Source organism: Gillisella terrae, assembly GCF_004801395.1.
In the GTDB taxonomy this organism is placed as follows: Bacteria; Pseudomonadota; Alphaproteobacteria; order Rhizobiales; family Rhizobiaceae; genus Allorhizobium; species Allorhizobium terrae.
Genome location: NZ_SSOA01000002.1, coordinates 122,742 through 138,205, shown reverse-complemented (window position 1 = coordinate 138,205; position 15,464 = coordinate 122,742). Strand labels below are relative to the sequence as shown.

Genomic DNA, 15,464 nt, shown 5'->3' with positions numbered 1-15,464 from the left:
GCGAAGCTTGTCCGTACCGTCGCCTCTGAGTTGACAATGCCCTAGCCGTCGGTTGACGATATCTTGAGCTATAAAACAGATTCGATTGTTGAACGAGTGAGCCGGACCGCGCGCTTATTGTTCTTTGGAGTTTTAGAATGTCAGAATTGACGATTTGCATGCCCAGCCGGCGAAATATGAAGGACTCCTTTGCTGCAATCGAGAGCGCGCTTGCCTTTTGCGAAAAGCGCGGCGCGTGTCTGAACCTTGCAGATAATTCCGGCGACGATGAGAAGAGACGTTTTTGGGAAGGCAAATCGGCCTGTCTTACCTATCTGAAAAGCGAAGCCCAGACCGCCAATGACAATATGATGCTTGCCGTGCAGGCGGCTGAAACGCCGTTCATCATGCTTATGGGCGATGACGATCTGATTATCGCCGAAGAGGGAGGCACACCTTTCGATCTCGCGGATATCGCCTTTGACTATGCTGGTGTTTTCCCTGCGATCGAGACCTTCTTATCGCCAGAACAGCAAGGCCCTGTCAGTGTGTTGTCGTTAGAGCAAGACGATGCTTCAGAGCGCATGCTGGCCTATTTCGATTTTGCCGCCATGCAAAACGGAGGCTTCTATTCGATCTTCCGCCGCGATCTCTGGTTGTCGACCTTTGATTTGTTCTTGCGATTCCATCCAACGCTAGCAGGTTTTAGTGATTGGGCACTGGCGATTTCGCTCTTCACCTCCGGCAAAATGGCCAGTGATCCGAGCATTCATTATCGCTACAATATGGCCAAGTGGGCAACAAAAGCAGAAATTCTGGCCCATCGCAAAGATTTGTTTGCCCGGGCAGGCTTGCCGCAAAGCGCTATGAAATATGAGCGGCTTTTCATGTTTCTGGACGTTTTCGTCCTGATCAACCGTGTCGGATCTCCTCTGTCGATTGATGAACGCCAACGGCTTGGCAAAGTGGCCGTTAATATCCTGCTGGCCCGCTTTATTGCCGATGTGGCAGAGGCACCCGAGCAATATGAAGAGGGCATTGGTGCGCTCGCTGAAATGGTGCTGGATGAAAGCGATAGTTTCACCCAGTTTCAGCTTGGTTTGTTGATGATCGAACGCGCGCAGCCGGGCCTCAAGGATAAATATATTGCCTTTATTCAAGCTGCGATAAATGGAGCTTAGTTTAGAGCTATGACCAGTCTTACGCTATGCTTGCCGAGCAACAGGCCCTTGACTTCGGCCGCAACATCAATCGACAGCGCCGTGCAATTTTGCCAGCAACGCAACTGCTATCTTGTGATTGCAGATAATTCCGGCGACCCTGCAAAGCGTGCTTATTATGAGCAAATCTCTGATCGCGTGATTTATATTCAAAGCCAGGAAAAAACGGCGATAGCCAATCTGCTTGTCGCGGTAAGCGCTGCCAACACGCCCTTTGTCATGCCGATTGGTGACGACGACTTTATATCGAGTTCAGTTGGGTCGATGCCAATTGATTTGACGGGGCTTTCAAATGATTTTGCTGGCGTGGTTCCTCTTGTCGAATTGCGCGGTGAAGATGGCAGGGTCTTGAAAACAAAGGGTTGCGGGTTCGAGAGCGATGATCCGGCAGAGCGGTTGAAGCTCTATCTGGAGAATGCAAAGGGCGATAATACTGGATATTACAGCCTCTATCGCCGTCAGACTTTTTTGCAGGCAATCTCATTTATAGCGGCCTATCATCCAACCCGTGGCAGTTATACCGATTGGGCGGTGGCTTTGGCACTGCTGGCAAGTGGCAAAATGCTGCACGACCCATCAATTCTCTACAGCTACACCCTGGGCCGTTGGGCTGATCCTGCCGCAGCGCAGCAGGCGTTGATTGATCTTTATGTGGGTGCCGGATTGCCTCCGTCCGCAGCACGCTGGGATCGCCTGTTCGTTTATCTTGATCTCTATGTTCTGGTGTCGTCGGCGGTTGTTGATTTACCTCAGGACGAGAAGCAGGCTTTGTTGGCGCGGCTGAGTTCCGGTCTTTTGCTTGATTTTATCAGCAGGGTATCCGCCGCACCACAGGGTCTTGATAATGAGTGCCTTTATTTGTGCGAAATGATCGCGGAAGAAAGCGACAGCTTCATGCGTTTTCAAATGGCATTGCTCTTGATTGATCGCGTACAAGCCGGCTTGAAAGACCGATATATAACATTTTTTCGGCAGGCAATTTCTATGTCGTGATTCTATCAATGCGGGCAGCGCAAGTATCCCGCCGCCCGCTCTTCATTCACTCAGCCGCAACTGGAATTTCGGGGCTCTTGGCCGGAGACACCATCGCTGAAATGATAAGGGATAGGTCCACAGCGCCGACGACCTTGCCCGTACGGTCCGTGACCTGAGCGCTGATGGCAGATTGCTCTACCATTGTGCGCGCCGCCTCTTCCAGCGTGGTGCGCGATGAGAGTTTAAGATTGCCGGTGTTCTGGTTCAAAGGCTCCATCACCGTGCCAATTTTGATAACGCGCCCACGGTTCACTTCCTTAACGAAGGAAGCGATGTAGTCGTCGGCGGGGCGAAGCACAATGTCCTGTCCGCTGCCCTGCTGCACCACCTCGCCATCGCGCAAAATTGCGATCTTGTCGCCCAGCCGCAAGGCCTCGTCCAGATCGTGGGTAATGAACACCACGGTTTTGTTAAGCTCTTGCTGCAAATCCAGCAGCACGGTTTGCATATCAACACGGATCAGTGGATCAAGTGCCGAATAGGCCTCATCCATCAACAGAATATCGGCATCATTGGCGAGTGCGCGCGCCAGCCCGACCCGTTGCTGCATGCCGCCGGAAAGCTGGTTGGGGTAATTGGTCTCAAATCCGGCAAGGCCCACCCGATCAATCCAATGCTGACCTTTTTTTGTGCTTTCGCTGCGGGGCATGCCTTGAATATCAAGCCCATAGACGACGTTTTCCATCACCGTGCGATGCGGCAGCAGGCCGAATTTCTGAAACACCATCGCGGTTTTATGGCGGCGAAAGCTTTGCAATTCTGCGGCATTCATGCTGCACACATCCACGCCATCGTAGAGCACTTCGCCCGCTGTCGGATCGATCAGCCGATTGATATGGCGGATCAATGTGGATTTGCCTGAGCCAGAAAGCCCCATCACCACGGTAATCTCACCGGCTGGCATGTCGATATTGATGTCACGCAGGCCGAGGACATGGTTATAGCGATCATTGAGCTCGACTTTGGTGATGCCATCTCGAACAGCGTCGATATGCTTTTTCTCGTCTGGCCCAAAGATTTTGTAGAGATTGCGGATTTGTATGCCGTGACTAGCCATGAATCACCTCCGTATGTTTTTGCAGGCGACGGCCATAGGCCTGACTTGTGCGATCAAAGATGATGGCAATGGCCACCAGAGCAAAGCCGTTGAGAAAACCAATGGTGAAAAACTGATTGGTAATCGCCTGCAACACATTCTTGCCAAGACCACCAACGCCGATCATGGAGGCGATGACCACCATGGCCAGCGACATCATGATGGTTTGGTTGATACCCGCCATGATGTTGGGTAGTGCCAGCGGAATCTGCACATTGAACAGCTTTTGCCGCTCGGAAGAGCCAAAGGCATCAGCCGCTTCAATGGCGTCCCGGCTGACAAGCCGGATACCAAGATTGGTCAGGCGGATAATCGGCGCAACAGCGTAGATCACCACCGCGATCAGACCCGGCACTTTGCCGATACCAAAAATCATCACCACGGGAATGAGATAGACAAAGCTCGGCATGGTCTGCATGACATCCAGCACCGGATTGAAGATCGATTGAACCCGATCGGAACGGGCCATCCAGATGCCCACGGGAATGCCGATGACAATTGAACAAATCGTGCAGACGGTAACCATGGACAGGGTTACCATCGTGTCTTTCCAAAGGCCTGTGAGGCCAATCACCATCATGGCAATGGCTGTGCCAAAGGTGGTTTTCCAATCACGGCTCACAAAATAGACAATTGCGCAGAGCGCGAGGATCATGATGATCCATGGCGTGTTCACAAACAGGCTTTGCAGCCAATTGAGAAACAGCTGTAGCGGGTGCAGAAGATTGTCTAAAAAATCGCCATAAGCGCGAACAAACGTTTTAAACCCCGTATCGACTGTTTTTTTGAAAATGCGCATGCTGCCGCTGTCGATAGACGGAAACTGGCAGAGTACGGCGGGGAGGGAGCTGCAAATAGCAAGTGCCATATGCTTTCCTTTTCAGTAAAGACCCGGCGCGCGTCAAGATGTTGGGCGCGCGGGGGCCGCGTCTAATTAATTTGCGGTTTGCTTGATAGGCATGCAATGGCGGCAACGTCTGGAAAATCGATGTTCTTTCACCGGGCCAGAGGGCTAAAGCGCCTGTTTCAGGCCGTTTTTTGCGAGACCATCACCTTTTCAAACTTGTCGCCACACCGCGTTCGAATGAAAAGAGTGGGCAAAATATTCGCCCACTCCCTATTGATCGACTATGGCTCAGACTTAAAGTTCAGCCTTCACCTTTTCTGCAACCTCAGGGGAAACCCATTTGGTCCAAACATCTGGATAGGTCTCCAGGAAGTATTTTGCCGTATCAGCATTATCGGCCTGATTGTCGCTCATCCAGGCGAGTACTTTGCCAACAGTGGCGTTATCCCACTTGCGTGCCTTGATGTAATCCATGGCCACGCCAGCGCGATCGGCAAACTTTTTGGTTACAACCGTATCAACTTCAGCAACCGGATAGGAATTCAGCTTTGGATCGGCGCAATCAGCAACTGTGATGCACTTGTCCCAGGCCTCCTTGTCAAATTTTGTGTCAAAGCTCAGCTTGACCATGTCATATTTGCCAAGAATGGCGGTGGGTGCCCAATAGTAGCCAAGCCAGCCGATTTTCTTTTCAAAGGCATGGGCAATCGAGCCATCCAGACCCGCAGCAGAGCCGCTGCTGACCAACTGAAAGCCTTTGGTGTCCGCTTTGATGGCTTTATAAAGGTTAGCCGTGGTGATCTGGCAGCCCCATCCAGCCGGGCAATTGGTAACAGCGCCCTTGGATGCATCTTCCGGTGCTGGAAACAGCTCTGGATGCTTTAATGCGTCCTCAACGGTCTTGATGTCGGGATGGGCATCCGCGATGAACTTCGGAATCCACCAGCCTTCAACGCCACCATCGGTCAGAATTTGCGTGACCTTGACGATTTTGTCGTCAGCAATGGCCTTTGCAAGCGGCTCCTGAACAGCATTGACCCACAATTCGGGCGCCATGTCAGGCTCGGATTTCTCAGTCATGGAGGTGAATGTTGGAATTGTGTCGCCGGTGACCAGTTCTACCTGGCAGCCATAACCGTTTTCCAGAATGATTTTATCTATGTTTGCTGCAACCCCAGCCGAGGCCCAGTTCATCTCCGCAATGGAAACTTTGCCACAGTCGGCGGCCTGCGCAGTGCCGGTCAAACCAATGAATCCTGCGGTGAGTATTGTGGAAACGAGAAGTGTCCTCATGTCGTGGATATATCCTTTTTCAGTGTCTCATAACAAACGGACCGTGAGGTGATAGAACAGCCTCAGATCACAGAGTGTGTTTGATGGTTAAGGCTAATCAATAGCCTCAACATGAATGGCGCGGACGGGGATTTACTCCGCCTCATCTATTTGCGACCTTTTTAAGGGTAGGGGTTTTGTCAGATAAATCAACCGCTCTGAGTTATTTTATTCAAAATAATGTCGCAGAAAAGCCATTGTTTCGACAGCTTTGCCTTGCCCTGCAAGGGGATAGGTCGCTGAGCGAAGGCGCATTGCATTGGCTGTTGGGCTGGGCCATAACGGTTGGAAAATGCCTTCTGGAGTGCGCGGCCCCGATGATTTTGCTGAAGACAAAATGCTGGTTTGAACGAAATACGATGTGTGAAGCATGACGCGCACCGTGATGTTGCAAGGCACTGGCTCTGATGTCGGCAAGACCGTTCTGGTGGCCGGATTGTGCCGGTTGGCTCGCCTGAAAGGCATGGTGGTGCGGCCTTTCAAGCCGCAAAACATGTCCAACAATGCTGCGGTTTCTGACGACGGCGGAGAGATAGGCCGGGCGCAATGGCTGCAAGCGCTGGCCTGCGGCGTGCCGTCTTCCGTGCATATGAATCCGGTGCTGCTAAAGCCGCAAAGTGAAGTGGGCAGTCAGATTATCGTTCAGGGAAAAGTCTTTGGTCAGGCCAAGGGGAGGGACTATCAGAGGTTGAAGCCGCAATTGCTGAGTTCTGTTCTCGAGAGCTTTGAGGAGGTCAAGGCCGGTGCTGATCTGGTGATTGTGGAAGGGGCTGGTTCACCTGCCGAGATCAATTTGCGCGCTGGCGATATTGCCAATATGGGCTTTGCCACAAAGGCCAATGTGCCGGTTGTGCTGGTGGGAGATATTGACCGCGGCGGCGTTATTGCGTCGCTGGTGGGCACCCATGCCATTTTGCCAGCCGAAGACCTCTCTATGATTTCGGGCTATATTATCAATAAGTTCAGGGGCGATCAAAGCCTGTTTCGGGAAGGTATCTCTGCCATTGATGGTTTCACCGGCTGGTCCTGCTTTGGCGTCGTGCCGTGGCTGAAATCTGCGAGCCGACTGCCTTCAGAAGATTCAGTGGCGCTTGAGCGTCTTACGCGCAGGGCCGATGGCGCGTTGAAAATTGCCATTCCCGTGTTGTCTCGCATCGCCAATTTTGATGATTTTGACCCGCTTGCCTCTGAACCTGCGGTAGAGCTGTGTTATGTGCGGCCCGGCGAACCTTTGCCTTCAGATGCAGCACTGGTGATTTTGCCAGGATCGAAATCCACCATTGGAGATTTAGAGGATTTACGCAGCCAAGGCTGGGATCGTGATTTGCAAATGCACCGTCGTCGTGGGGGGCGCATCATTGGCATTTGCGGCGGCTATCAAATGTTGGGTAATTCCGTGTCCGATCCACTTGGACTGGAGGGAGAGCCACGTCAGGTGACGGGTCTGGGTCTGTTGGATGTCGAGACTGAAATGGCACCGGAAAAAACAGTGCGCAATAGCCGCGCCCATGCGCTGGATTATGATGTGGCGCTGAGTGGTTATGAAATTCATCTGGGGCGTACAACGGGGCCAGATTGCCAACGCCCCGCCTTGAGCATTCAGGGGCGAAATGATGGTGCCACATCGATTGATGGTCGGGTGATGGGCACTTACCTTCATGGACTTTTTGCCAATGACGCCTATCGAACCGCGCTCCTGCGTAGCTTCGGTTTGAGCGACACCACGGAAAATTATCGCGACAGCGTCGAGCGTGCGCTGGACGATGTCGCGATGGAGTTGGAAACGGTGCTTGATCGAGACTGGATCGATCAGTTGATGGGCTGAGGTTGATCGGGTTTGCGGCGCGACAAAGCATCGGCGATCATCCATGTGGCCAGTGCCCAGGCACCGCCGATCGTCCATCCCGCCAGAATATCGGTGGGCCAGTGTACGCCAAGGAACACGCGGCTGAGGCCAATCGATACGGTTAGAAAGACGCCGACGGAGATGATGAAGATGCGCAAACGTCGGTTGGGTTGTGCGCGCGCCAGCATCGCCCCCAGTGTCAGATAGGTAATCGCCGACATCATGGCATGACCGCTCGGAAAACTCATGGTTTGCACCTCGACCAGATGCGGCACCACATCGGGTCTTGCCCTTGAAAACAGCAGTTTCAGGCTGCTCTCGGCAACGGCACCCAGTGAAATTGCCAAGGCCAGAACGATAGCATTGCGCGTTTTGCCAGCCACCAGCAGATAAAGCACGCTCAGGGATGTCACCATCGTAATGACGGTGAAACCGCCAAGGCTGGTGATGTCACGAAAGGCCAGTGCCAGCCATTGCGGACCGATCATCTGGGATGGATCGCTGGTGATGCGAAGCGCCAGCAAAACGGCCTTGTCAAATGCATGGGTATCTTGTTCAAACACCTCATCCGCTATCGTGATAAACAGCAAAACGAGACCCACAAGCACAGTTAAGCTCGCAAGAAGGCGTGGCTCAATTCTATCGCGGACAATGACGGGCAGAAACTTCAATTCCTATCTCCTTGTTTTATCGGGAGATAGGAATTGCGCGCATATCAACAAGAGCAAGCCATTATTATTTCGCCATCAAACCCGCAGAAGCAAAGCGGTGCAGTCCTCGCCGGGCGTCAATTCAGGTGCAAAGGGCGGGCGAATGAGAAGCGCATCGGCATTGGCCAAGACATTCATCATCGATGAATCCTGCTTGCCAAACGGCGTGGCAAGAAAGGAACCATCCTGCTGGCTTTCAAGGCGAGCACGAAGATAGTCCTGCCGCTGATCATTGGCAGGAAGGGGCGCATTGATTTTGACGTTCACGCGCCGCTTGGGGAGAGGCTGGTGGGCCAGATGGCAAAGCAAGGGTTCCAGAAACAACAGGCTGCACACCATGCTGGAAACAGGGTTGCCGGGAAGGCCCAGAACATGCATGCCGCCAAGCCGCCCAACCATGAGCGGCTTTCCGGGTCGCATGGCAATTTTCCAGAAATCCAGCACCATGCCAGCGGCAGTAAGGGCAGACTGCACCAGATCATGATCGCCGACTGATGCGCCACCCGTGGTGACAAGCACATCCGCACCGGCCAGTTCAGCACGTCGGACAGCGGCCTTAATCGCATCATGCTGATCGGCAACCAGCCCAAGATCCAGCACGTCTGCACCCAAATCGTCGCACAGTGCATGCAGCGCAAAGCTGTTAGAAGCAATGATCTGGCTGGGGCCGGGGGTGGTGCCGGGCAAAACCAGCTCATCTCCCGTTGCCAAAACTGCCACCAGCGGCTTCTTATAGACGTTAACGGTGGCATTGTTTGTCGCAGCCGCCAGCATCAGCCGGGTATAATCCAGTCGCGCTCCAGCGGGCAGCAGCGCGTCGCTTATGCGAAAATCCTGCCCCATTGGCCGAATATGCCGCCCTTTCGAAACCGAAAATGCAGTGCGGATACGCGCGCCATCATCGAGTTTTTCAGCATCTTCCTGAAGCAGAATGCAATCTGCACCTGCCGGTACCGGTGCGCCGGTGAAAATTCGTACACATTCCCCGGCGTTGAGTGTTCCATCAAAACCATGACCTGCGGCTGATACGCCGATCACCTTAAGTTCTGCGCCAACGCTTGCAGCATCCTCGGCCCGCAGTGCGTAGCCATCCATCGCCGATGCATCAAACGGCGGTTGGGTGAGGTGGGCGGTGAGCGTTTCGGCCAAAATACGGTTTTTCGCTAAAGCCAGGGGCAGGGTTTCCACGCGCGCAATGGGAGTTGCTGTGCTCAACAGGCGGGCTTGCGCCTCTTCCACGGGCAGTAATGCCATCACAGTGTCTCCGGAAAATGAAAATCTCCAGATTTGCCGCCGGTCTTCTTCGCCACGTGAATTCCGCCGATTTCCATGGTCTTATCGGCAGCCTTGGCCATATCGTAGATGGTCAAACACGCGACTGACACCGCCGTCAACGCTTCCATTTCAACACCGGTTTTACCCGTCAGCTTCACTGTTGCTGTGACGCGCAGGCCGGGAAGAGTTTCGTCTTCAACAATGTCAACGCTGACCTTGCTCAACATCAGGGGGTGGCACAGCGGTATAAGATCGGCAGTGCGTTTGGCCGCCATGATGCCTGCCAGCCTTGCTGTGCCAATGACATCGCCCTTTTTGGCATTGCCTTCACGGATCAAGCTAAGGGTGCTTTGGGCCATCTTGATATGGCCCTCGGCAATTGCGGTACGCACCGTCTCGGCCTTGTCACCGACATCGACCATATGTGCCTCACCAGAGGCACCAATATGGGTAAGGCCGCTCATTCTGCCGGAATGCTCTGGCTTGAGCCAGTCAAAAGCGCGCGGGTGGCTGCCGCCACGTCATCTTTGCGCATAAGACTTTCACCCACAAGGAAGGTGGTGATGTTGGCGGCTTGCAGGCGCTTGCAATCGTCGTGGGTAAAAATTCCACTTTCACCGACCAGAAGTCGGTCTGAGGGAACCATGGCGGAAAGCCTCTCGCTCACAGCAAGATCGACCTCAAAGGTCCGCAGATTGCGATTGTTGATGCCAACCAGCGTGGAGGTGAGCTTCAACGCCCGCTCCAATTCCGCTTCGTCATGCACCTCGATCAGCACATCCATGCCAAGTGACAGCGCTTCACCTTCCAGTTCGGCCGCTTCTGCGTCATTGAGAGATGCCATGATCAACAAGATGCAATCAGCCCCCCAGGCCCGCGCTTCGAAAACCTGATAGGCATCAAACATGAAATCCTTGCGCAGAGCGGGAAGGGCACATGCATCTCTGGCCGCCACGAGAAACTCCGGTGCCCCTTGAAAGCTCGGCGCATCTGTAAGCACCGAAAGGCAGGCAGCACCGCCTGCTTCATAGGCTTTGGCAAAGGCTGGCGGGTCAAAATCGGGTCGGATCAATCCTTTTGATGGACTGGCCTTTTTGATTTCGGCAATCAAGCCAAACTGGCCCTTGTCTTGCCGCGACTTTAGAGCGTTATAGAAACCGCGTGCAGGCGGCTGATCTGCCGCTTTGGCCTTGATGTCAGCAAAAGAAATGGCGGCTTTGGCTGCTGCGATTTCCTCGCGCTTGTAGGCTTCGATCTTGGTTAGAATGTCGCTCATACCACAGAACCTCCGTTAGAAACGGCAATCAGTTTATCCAGAGTCCGAAGCGCGGAACCACTGTCCAGAGATTGTGCACCGATTTCCATGCCTTCATGAAGCGTTTTAGCGCGGCCTGAAATCACCAATGCTGCGGCGGCATTGCAAAGAGAAACATCACGATAAGGGTTTTTCGCACCATTCAAAACGGCGCGCAAAGCCTTGGCGTTAAATTCGCCGTCGCCGCCCTTAAGCTTGTCGAGGTCCACCTGTTCGACGCCAAAATCGGCTGGTGTCAGATCAAATGTCCTGATTGCGCCATTTTCAAGGGCTGCCACTTTTGTTGTGCCTGTGGTGGTAATTTCATCCAGACCGTTGCCATGAACCACCCAGACAGAGGTCGAGCCAAGGTCTTTCAAGGTCTCGGCCAGGGGCTCGACCCATTCCGGTGCATAGACACCGAGCAATTGCCTTTTGACACCTGCCGGATTGGCCAGTGGCCCCAAGAGATTGAATATCGTGCGCGTTCCAAGCTCAACACGGGCTGCACCCACATGGCGCATGGCCGCGTGATGCATTTGCGCAAACATGAAGCCGATTCCGGCCTGCTCGATGCAACGGCCGATCAACGCAGGGTCGATATCAAGCTTAACCCCAAGCGCTGTCAAACTGTCAGCCGCACCCGATTTGGAGCTGAGCGCCTTGTTGCCATGCTTGGCAACCGTCACGCCTGCACCGGCCACGATGATGGCGGCAAGCGTCGAAATATTATAGGTGCCGGTACCATCACCGCCGGTGCCAACAATATCGATGGCATCGGCAGGAGCAATCACCGGCAGCATTTTTTGCCGCATGACAGACACCGCACCGGCAATTTCCGGCACGGTCTCACCCCGCATGCGAAGAGCAATCAAAAATCCGCCAATCTGCGCAGGCGTTGCCTCGCCAGACATCAGAATTTCAAAGGCCGCAGACGCTTCTTCACGGCTCAGTGACTGCTCGTTGGCAACTTTGGCTATGAATGGTTTCAGCCCGTTCATAATGGATCGCTCTCCAATGCATGGAACAGGCTGTAGGCTAGAAGGTCAGCCCAAAGCCTGCTTGATTTTTTCATGTCTCAATCCGAATTCGTCCTAAAGCCGGATTGATGTCATCTTGCTCGAACTTAGCGAACCATAGCTTGTTGAGCCAGCGCCTGATTGATGGTCACGCCATATTTTGTCTGGAGTTCACCGACCATCTGATCAAGGATGTCGTCGCCAGCGGAGTTCGCAAGTGCCGTGATCTGCTTTTCTTGCGGGTCCAGAGCATCGCCTGTCGGTTGGGTTTCAATATCGGTTACTTTCAGCACAATCTGCGTGAGCGGATCGGCACCAACCGCAGAACCAACTGTGCCAACCGGGCCGCGGAATGCAGCTTGCACGGCGGCAGGGCCAAGCACCGGATCATCCGTCTGGCGGCGCAGGCCAGTCTTGGTTTCGACAGTAATTCCGGTTTCCGACGCGATATCCGACAGCTTTTCGCCGTTTTCAATCTTTGTTTTCAGGGCTTCAGCTTTTGCGCCCAAGGCCTGCTTTTGCTGCTCAGTGGTCCAATCCGCAATGACTTTCGCCTTTACTTCATCAAGCGTTCTGTCGCGCGGAGCGTCAACAGACGTGACATCAAACCATAGGTAGCCACTGCGGCCGAGATTGAGCGGCAGAGGATCCGCTCCAACTTCCGTTTCAAACACGGTTTTCAAAAGCTGAGGCTTTTCAGGGATACCATCGACGGGCTTGTCGGCCTTGTCGTTGCCCTGCGCATCAATGCCCGCAACCTTCACGGCATGCAGACCAACCTTGGAGGCGGCTTCTTCCAGGCTTGAGCCCGAAGCGCGCAGATCTTCGAAACGGTCATGGACGTCATTGATCTGTGCGGCCGCGGCTGTTGCTGCAAGGTCTTCCCTGATCTGTGCCTTAACTTCGTCCAAGGACTTGGTGTGGTTCGGCTTGATATTGGTGACCCGCAAAATGACCGGACCAAACGAACCCTCGACGACGGGCGTGGTTTCTCCGTCTTTTGCAACCGCAAACACGGCTTTGGCGATAACCGGGTCAGGCAGGTCGGCCTGAGAAAAATCACCAAGCAAGACGTCTGTTGCGGTTTTGCCCTGATCGGCAACCAGTTGGTCGAATGTCTTGCCCGACTTCAATGCCTGCTCGGCAGCCTGCGCCAGTTCCTTGGTCTGGAAGGTCAGCTGCTCTACGGTGCGCGTCCCTGCAACCTCGTAACGCTTGAGGTTGGTCTCGTATTCCTTTTTCACCTGATCATCTGTGATGGCCTTGGTGTCGGCAATATCGGCTGGCTCCAGCTTGACATACGTGAAGTTGCGATACTCGGGTGCGCGGTAGCGGGCCTTGACCGTATCAAACCAGGTTTTCAATGTTGCATCATCCGGGGCCTTGATCGGATCGATTGTTGCGGTTGTCAGCAACAGATAATCAATCGAGCGGCTTTCCTGACGATAGAGCTTCAGCGCATCAACCAGAACCTTGGGCGCTACAAAGCCCTCTGCTGTCGCATCCACAATCTGGCTGCGGACAGCAACTTTTGAGCGTTCGGTGATGTAGTCTTCCTCACGGATACCGGAATTGCGCAGGCGCGATGAGAACAATTGCTTGTCGAACTGGCCATTGCTGTTCTTGAAGGCCGGATCATCGCCAATCAACTGCGCCAGGCGATCTTTCGACAAACCAAGATCCATGTTTGCCGCCAATTGATCGAGGGCGGCACCGGCTGCCAGTTGCGAATAGACCTGTTGCTCGATGCCAAGCGAGCGCGCCTGTTCTGTGGTGAGCTGGGTGCCAAAGCGACGGCTGAGGTCCGACATCTGGCGTCTGTAAGCCAGCTGGAAATCATTCACATTGACGCTCTGCTGACCGACGGTGATGACCTTGTTGGAGGTTGACCCCACCAGAGAGCTAGAAATGCCCCAGACGCCGAAGGATGCGACAAGGAGAAGGAGAAGCCCTTTTACAAACCATGTACCGGCGGTTTTTCTCAGGAAAACGAGCATCAGAACGAGAACCTCATCATATTTCCTTCGCTGGATGCGAAGCAGTTGCCGTTCCTTAAAGCAAACTTATGGGAAATTGAAGCTCTAAGGCCATGAAAAAAGCCCGGCGCAAAACGCCGGGCTTGGACAATGTGGCAGGCAAGCGATTTTAACGCTTGTCAACAGGGGTGTAATCGCGCTTTGGCGCACCCGTGTAGAGCTGGCGCGGACGGCCAATGCGCTGCTGCGGATCTTCGATCATTTCGTTCCACTGCGCAATCCAGCCGACGGTGCGGGCCAGAGCAAACAGCACGGTGAACATTTCCGTTGGGAAGCCAAGAGCGCTCAACGTAATGCCGGAGTAGAAGTCCACGTTTGGATAGAGCTTCTTTTCGATGAAGTAAGGATCGTTCAGAGCAATCTTTTCCAGCTCCAGCGCGACCTGCATCAGCGGATTGTCGCTATTGCCTGTGGCTTCCAGCACTTCATACATGGTTTTCTGCATGATTTTGGCGCGTGGATCGTAGTTTTTGTAAACACGATGACCAAAGCCCATCAGGCGGAAAGGATCGTTCTTGTCCTTTGCCTTGGCAATATATTCCGGAATGCGGTCAACGGTGCCAATTTCCTTCAGCATGTTGAGCGCTGCTTCATTGGCGCCGCCGTGAGCAGGGCCCCAGAGGCAGGCAATACCGGCAGCGATACATGCAAACGGATTGGCACCAGACGAACCAGCCAGACGCACAGTCGATGTCGATGCATTCTGCTCATGATCGGCATGCAGAATGAAAATACGATCCATGGCGCGGGCCAGAACCGGATTGACCTTATACTCCTCGCAAGGCACGGCAAAGCACATGTGGAGGAAGTTGGAGGCGTAATCCAGATTGTTCTTCGGATAAACGAAAGGCTGACCGATGTGATACTTATGAGCCATGGCAGCAATGGTTGGCATTTTTGCAATCATGCGCAGGCTGGCCACCATCCGCTGATGCGGATCGGTAATGTCTGTTGAGTCGTGATAGAATGCAGACAGCGCGCCAACCGTGCCAACCATGACAGCCATTGGGTGGGCGTCGCGGCGATAGCCGGTGAAGAAGCGGGACATCTGCTCATGAACCATTGTGTGATGAGTCACGCGATGGTCAAAATCTGCTTTTTGTGCAGCTGTTGGCAGTTCCCCGTAAAGCAGAAGGTAGCAAACTTCGAGGAAGTCGCCTTTTTCAGCCAATTGCTCAATTGGGTAGCCGCGGTGCAGCAAAACGCCTTCGTCACCATCAATATAGGTGATTTTCGATTCGCATGACGCCGTGGAGGTAAATCCCGGATCGTAAGTGAACTTGCCTGTATGCTTGTAGAGAGCGGCGATATCGATGACGTCCGGGCCGATCGTGCCGCTCTTGACGGTCAGGTCAACCGACTTTTCATCAATCTTCAAGTTTGCGCTTTGTTCCGTCATGCTGATCCTCCGGATAATAGGCGGGGAGGCGCGGCTTTCGCCTTGCCTCAGGTTAAGCGTTATGGATTAGCTATATGATCCGAAGGTTAATGCCAAGCTATTGATGCGATAAAGTGTGCGCCGCAATATGCCGCAGACGCAAATCTCTCTTGCAATATGGTAAAGGCTTTTTTCGCCACTACCCACCACAGCTTTTGATTGATATTGTGACGCATGTCTTGCAAATATCGGATATTTCAAGGCGTTCGAGGGCTTAAGGGCCAAGAGGGATGGTGGTTTCGCTTACAGTGCCCTGCGTTTTATGAAACGGACAAGGGACGCTGTAACACTCTAAATCTGCTGGATGATTGTCACCTTAAATTGATCCCGATTTAAG

At 53.6% G+C, this 15,464-nt stretch carries 13 protein-coding genes; 3 read left to right on the top strand and 10 right to left on the bottom strand.

Annotation, left to right across the window (positions count from 1 at the left end; all coding sequences use genetic code 11):
• Positions 1-176 precede the first annotated feature (176 nt).
• Together E6C51_RS04365 and E6C51_RS04360 are read left to right on the top strand one after the other, a co-directional pair.
• The gene (locus E6C51_RS04365; protein WP_190235170.1) at positions 177-1,160 is read left to right on the top strand and encodes a hypothetical protein; all 984 of its coding nucleotides are present in this window, start codon (positions 177-179) and stop codon (positions 1,158-1,160) included.
• 48 nt (positions 1,161-1,208) lie between these two features.
• A complete protein-coding gene (locus E6C51_RS04360) occupies positions 1,209-2,192 on the top strand; it encodes a glycosyltransferase family protein (protein ID WP_190235169.1) in 984 nt (327 codons plus the stop codon).
• A 46-nt stretch (positions 2,193-2,238) separates the two neighbouring features.
• Here the strand turns inward: E6C51_RS04360 and E6C51_RS04355 are convergent, their stop codons facing one another.
• From E6C51_RS04355 to E6C51_RS04345, 3 genes are all read right to left on the bottom strand, one after another.
• Positions 2,239-3,291, bottom strand: coding sequence for a quaternary amine ABC transporter ATP-binding protein (locus E6C51_RS04355; protein WP_190235168.1), 1,053 nt, complete (start codon positions 3,289-3,291; stop codon positions 2,239-2,241).
• On the bottom strand, positions 3,284-4,198 hold the full coding sequence (locus tag E6C51_RS04350) for an ABC transporter permease (protein WP_146929703.1): 915 nt from the start codon (positions 4,196-4,198) through the stop codon (positions 3,284-3,286). The genes E6C51_RS04355 and E6C51_RS04350 overlap by 8 nt, the downstream gene beginning before the upstream one ends.
• Positions 4,199-4,471: 273 nt before the next feature.
• Complete coding sequence (locus E6C51_RS04345; RefSeq protein ID WP_146929706.1) at positions 4,472-5,470, bottom strand: ABC transporter substrate-binding protein; 999 nt, start codon at positions 5,468-5,470, stop codon at positions 4,472-4,474.
• 409 nt (positions 5,471-5,879) lie between these two features.
• Here E6C51_RS04345 and E6C51_RS04340 point away from each other — a divergent pair, with 409 nt between their 5' ends.
• On the top strand, positions 5,880-7,334 hold the full coding sequence (locus E6C51_RS04340) for a cobyric acid synthase (RefSeq protein WP_190235167.1): 1,455 nt from the start codon (positions 5,880-5,882) through the stop codon (positions 7,332-7,334).
• Here E6C51_RS04340 and E6C51_RS04335 read toward each other — a convergent pair.
• The 7 genes from E6C51_RS04335 to gltA form a co-directional block, all read right to left on the bottom strand.
• Positions 7,319-8,026 (bottom strand): phosphatase PAP2 family protein, encoded by a 708-nt coding sequence (locus E6C51_RS04335; RefSeq protein ID WP_230987060.1) that lies wholly within the window; start codon positions 8,024-8,026, stop codon positions 7,319-7,321. The two genes, E6C51_RS04340 and E6C51_RS04335, sit on opposite strands and share 16 nt — an antisense overlap.
• 75 nt (positions 8,027-8,101) lie before the next feature.
• Positions 8,102-9,319 carry a molybdopterin molybdotransferase MoeA gene (locus tag E6C51_RS04330; RefSeq protein WP_190235166.1) on the bottom strand — a complete coding sequence of 406 codons (1,218 nt, stop codon included), beginning with the start codon at positions 9,317-9,319 and terminating at the stop codon, positions 8,102-8,104.
• The gene (gene moaC / locus E6C51_RS04325) at positions 9,319-9,804 is read right to left on the bottom strand and encodes a cyclic pyranopterin monophosphate synthase MoaC (RefSeq protein ID WP_190235165.1); all 486 of its coding nucleotides are present in this window, start codon (positions 9,802-9,804) and stop codon (positions 9,319-9,321) included. Before moaC ends, E6C51_RS04330 begins: the two co-directional genes overlap by 1 nt.
• Positions 9,801-10,616 carry an indole-3-glycerol phosphate synthase TrpC gene (gene trpC, locus E6C51_RS04320; protein ID WP_190235164.1) on the bottom strand — a complete coding sequence of 272 codons (816 nt, stop codon included), beginning with the start codon at positions 10,614-10,616 and terminating at the stop codon, positions 9,801-9,803. The genes moaC and trpC overlap by 4 nt, the downstream gene beginning before the upstream one ends.
• Positions 10,613-11,635 (bottom strand): anthranilate phosphoribosyltransferase, encoded by a 1,023-nt coding sequence (gene trpD, locus E6C51_RS04315; RefSeq protein ID WP_190235163.1) that lies wholly within the window; start codon positions 11,633-11,635, stop codon positions 10,613-10,615. Before trpD ends, trpC begins: the two co-directional genes overlap by 4 nt.
• A 125-nt stretch (positions 11,636-11,760) precedes the next feature.
• Positions 11,761-13,650: a peptidylprolyl isomerase gene (locus E6C51_RS04310; protein ID WP_146929723.1), complete on the bottom strand. Its 1,890-nt coding sequence runs from the start codon at positions 13,648-13,650 to the stop codon at positions 11,761-11,763.
• Between the two features lie 148 nt (positions 13,651-13,798).
• Positions 13,799-15,088, bottom strand: coding sequence for a citrate synthase (gltA, locus tag E6C51_RS04305; RefSeq protein WP_190235162.1), 1,290 nt, complete (start codon positions 15,086-15,088; stop codon positions 13,799-13,801).
• Positions 15,089-15,464 lie beyond the last annotated feature (376 nt).

Coding starts and splice junctions, on each gene's coding strand:
- E6C51_RS04365 (WP_190235170.1), top strand. CDS start 177: ATGAAGGACTCCTTTGCTGCAATCGAGAGCGCGCTTGCCTTTTGCGAA.
- E6C51_RS04355 (WP_190235168.1), bottom strand. CDS start 3,291: ATGGCTAGTCACGGCATACAAATCCGCAATCTCTACAAAATCTTTGGG.
- E6C51_RS04350 (WP_146929703.1), bottom strand. CDS start 4,198: ATGGCACTTGCTATTTGCAGCTCCCTCCCCGCCGTACTCTGCCAGTTT.
- E6C51_RS04345 (WP_146929706.1), bottom strand. CDS start 5,470: ATGAGGACACTTCTCGTTTCCACAATACTCACCGCAGGATTCATTGGT.
- E6C51_RS04340 (WP_190235167.1), top strand. CDS start 5,880: ATGACGCGCACCGTGATGTTGCAAGGCACTGGCTCTGATGTCGGCAAG.
- E6C51_RS04330 (WP_190235166.1), bottom strand. CDS start 9,319: ATGGCATTACTGCCCGTGGAAGAGGCGCAAGCCCGCCTGTTGAGCACA.
- moaC (WP_190235165.1), bottom strand. CDS start 9,804: ATGAGCGGCCTTACCCATATTGGTGCCTCTGGTGAGGCACATATGGTC.
- trpC (WP_190235164.1), bottom strand. CDS start 10,616: ATGAGCGACATTCTAACCAAGATCGAAGCCTACAAGCGCGAGGAAATC.
- trpD (WP_190235163.1), bottom strand. CDS start 11,635: ATGAACGGGCTGAAACCATTCATAGCCAAAGTTGCCAACGAGCAGTCA.
- E6C51_RS04310 (WP_146929723.1), bottom strand. CDS start 13,650: ATGCTCGTTTTCCTGAGAAAAACCGCCGGTACATGGTTTGTAAAAGGG.
- gltA (WP_190235162.1), bottom strand. CDS start 15,088: ATGACGGAACAAAGCGCAAACTTGAAGATTGATGAAAAGTCGGTTGAC.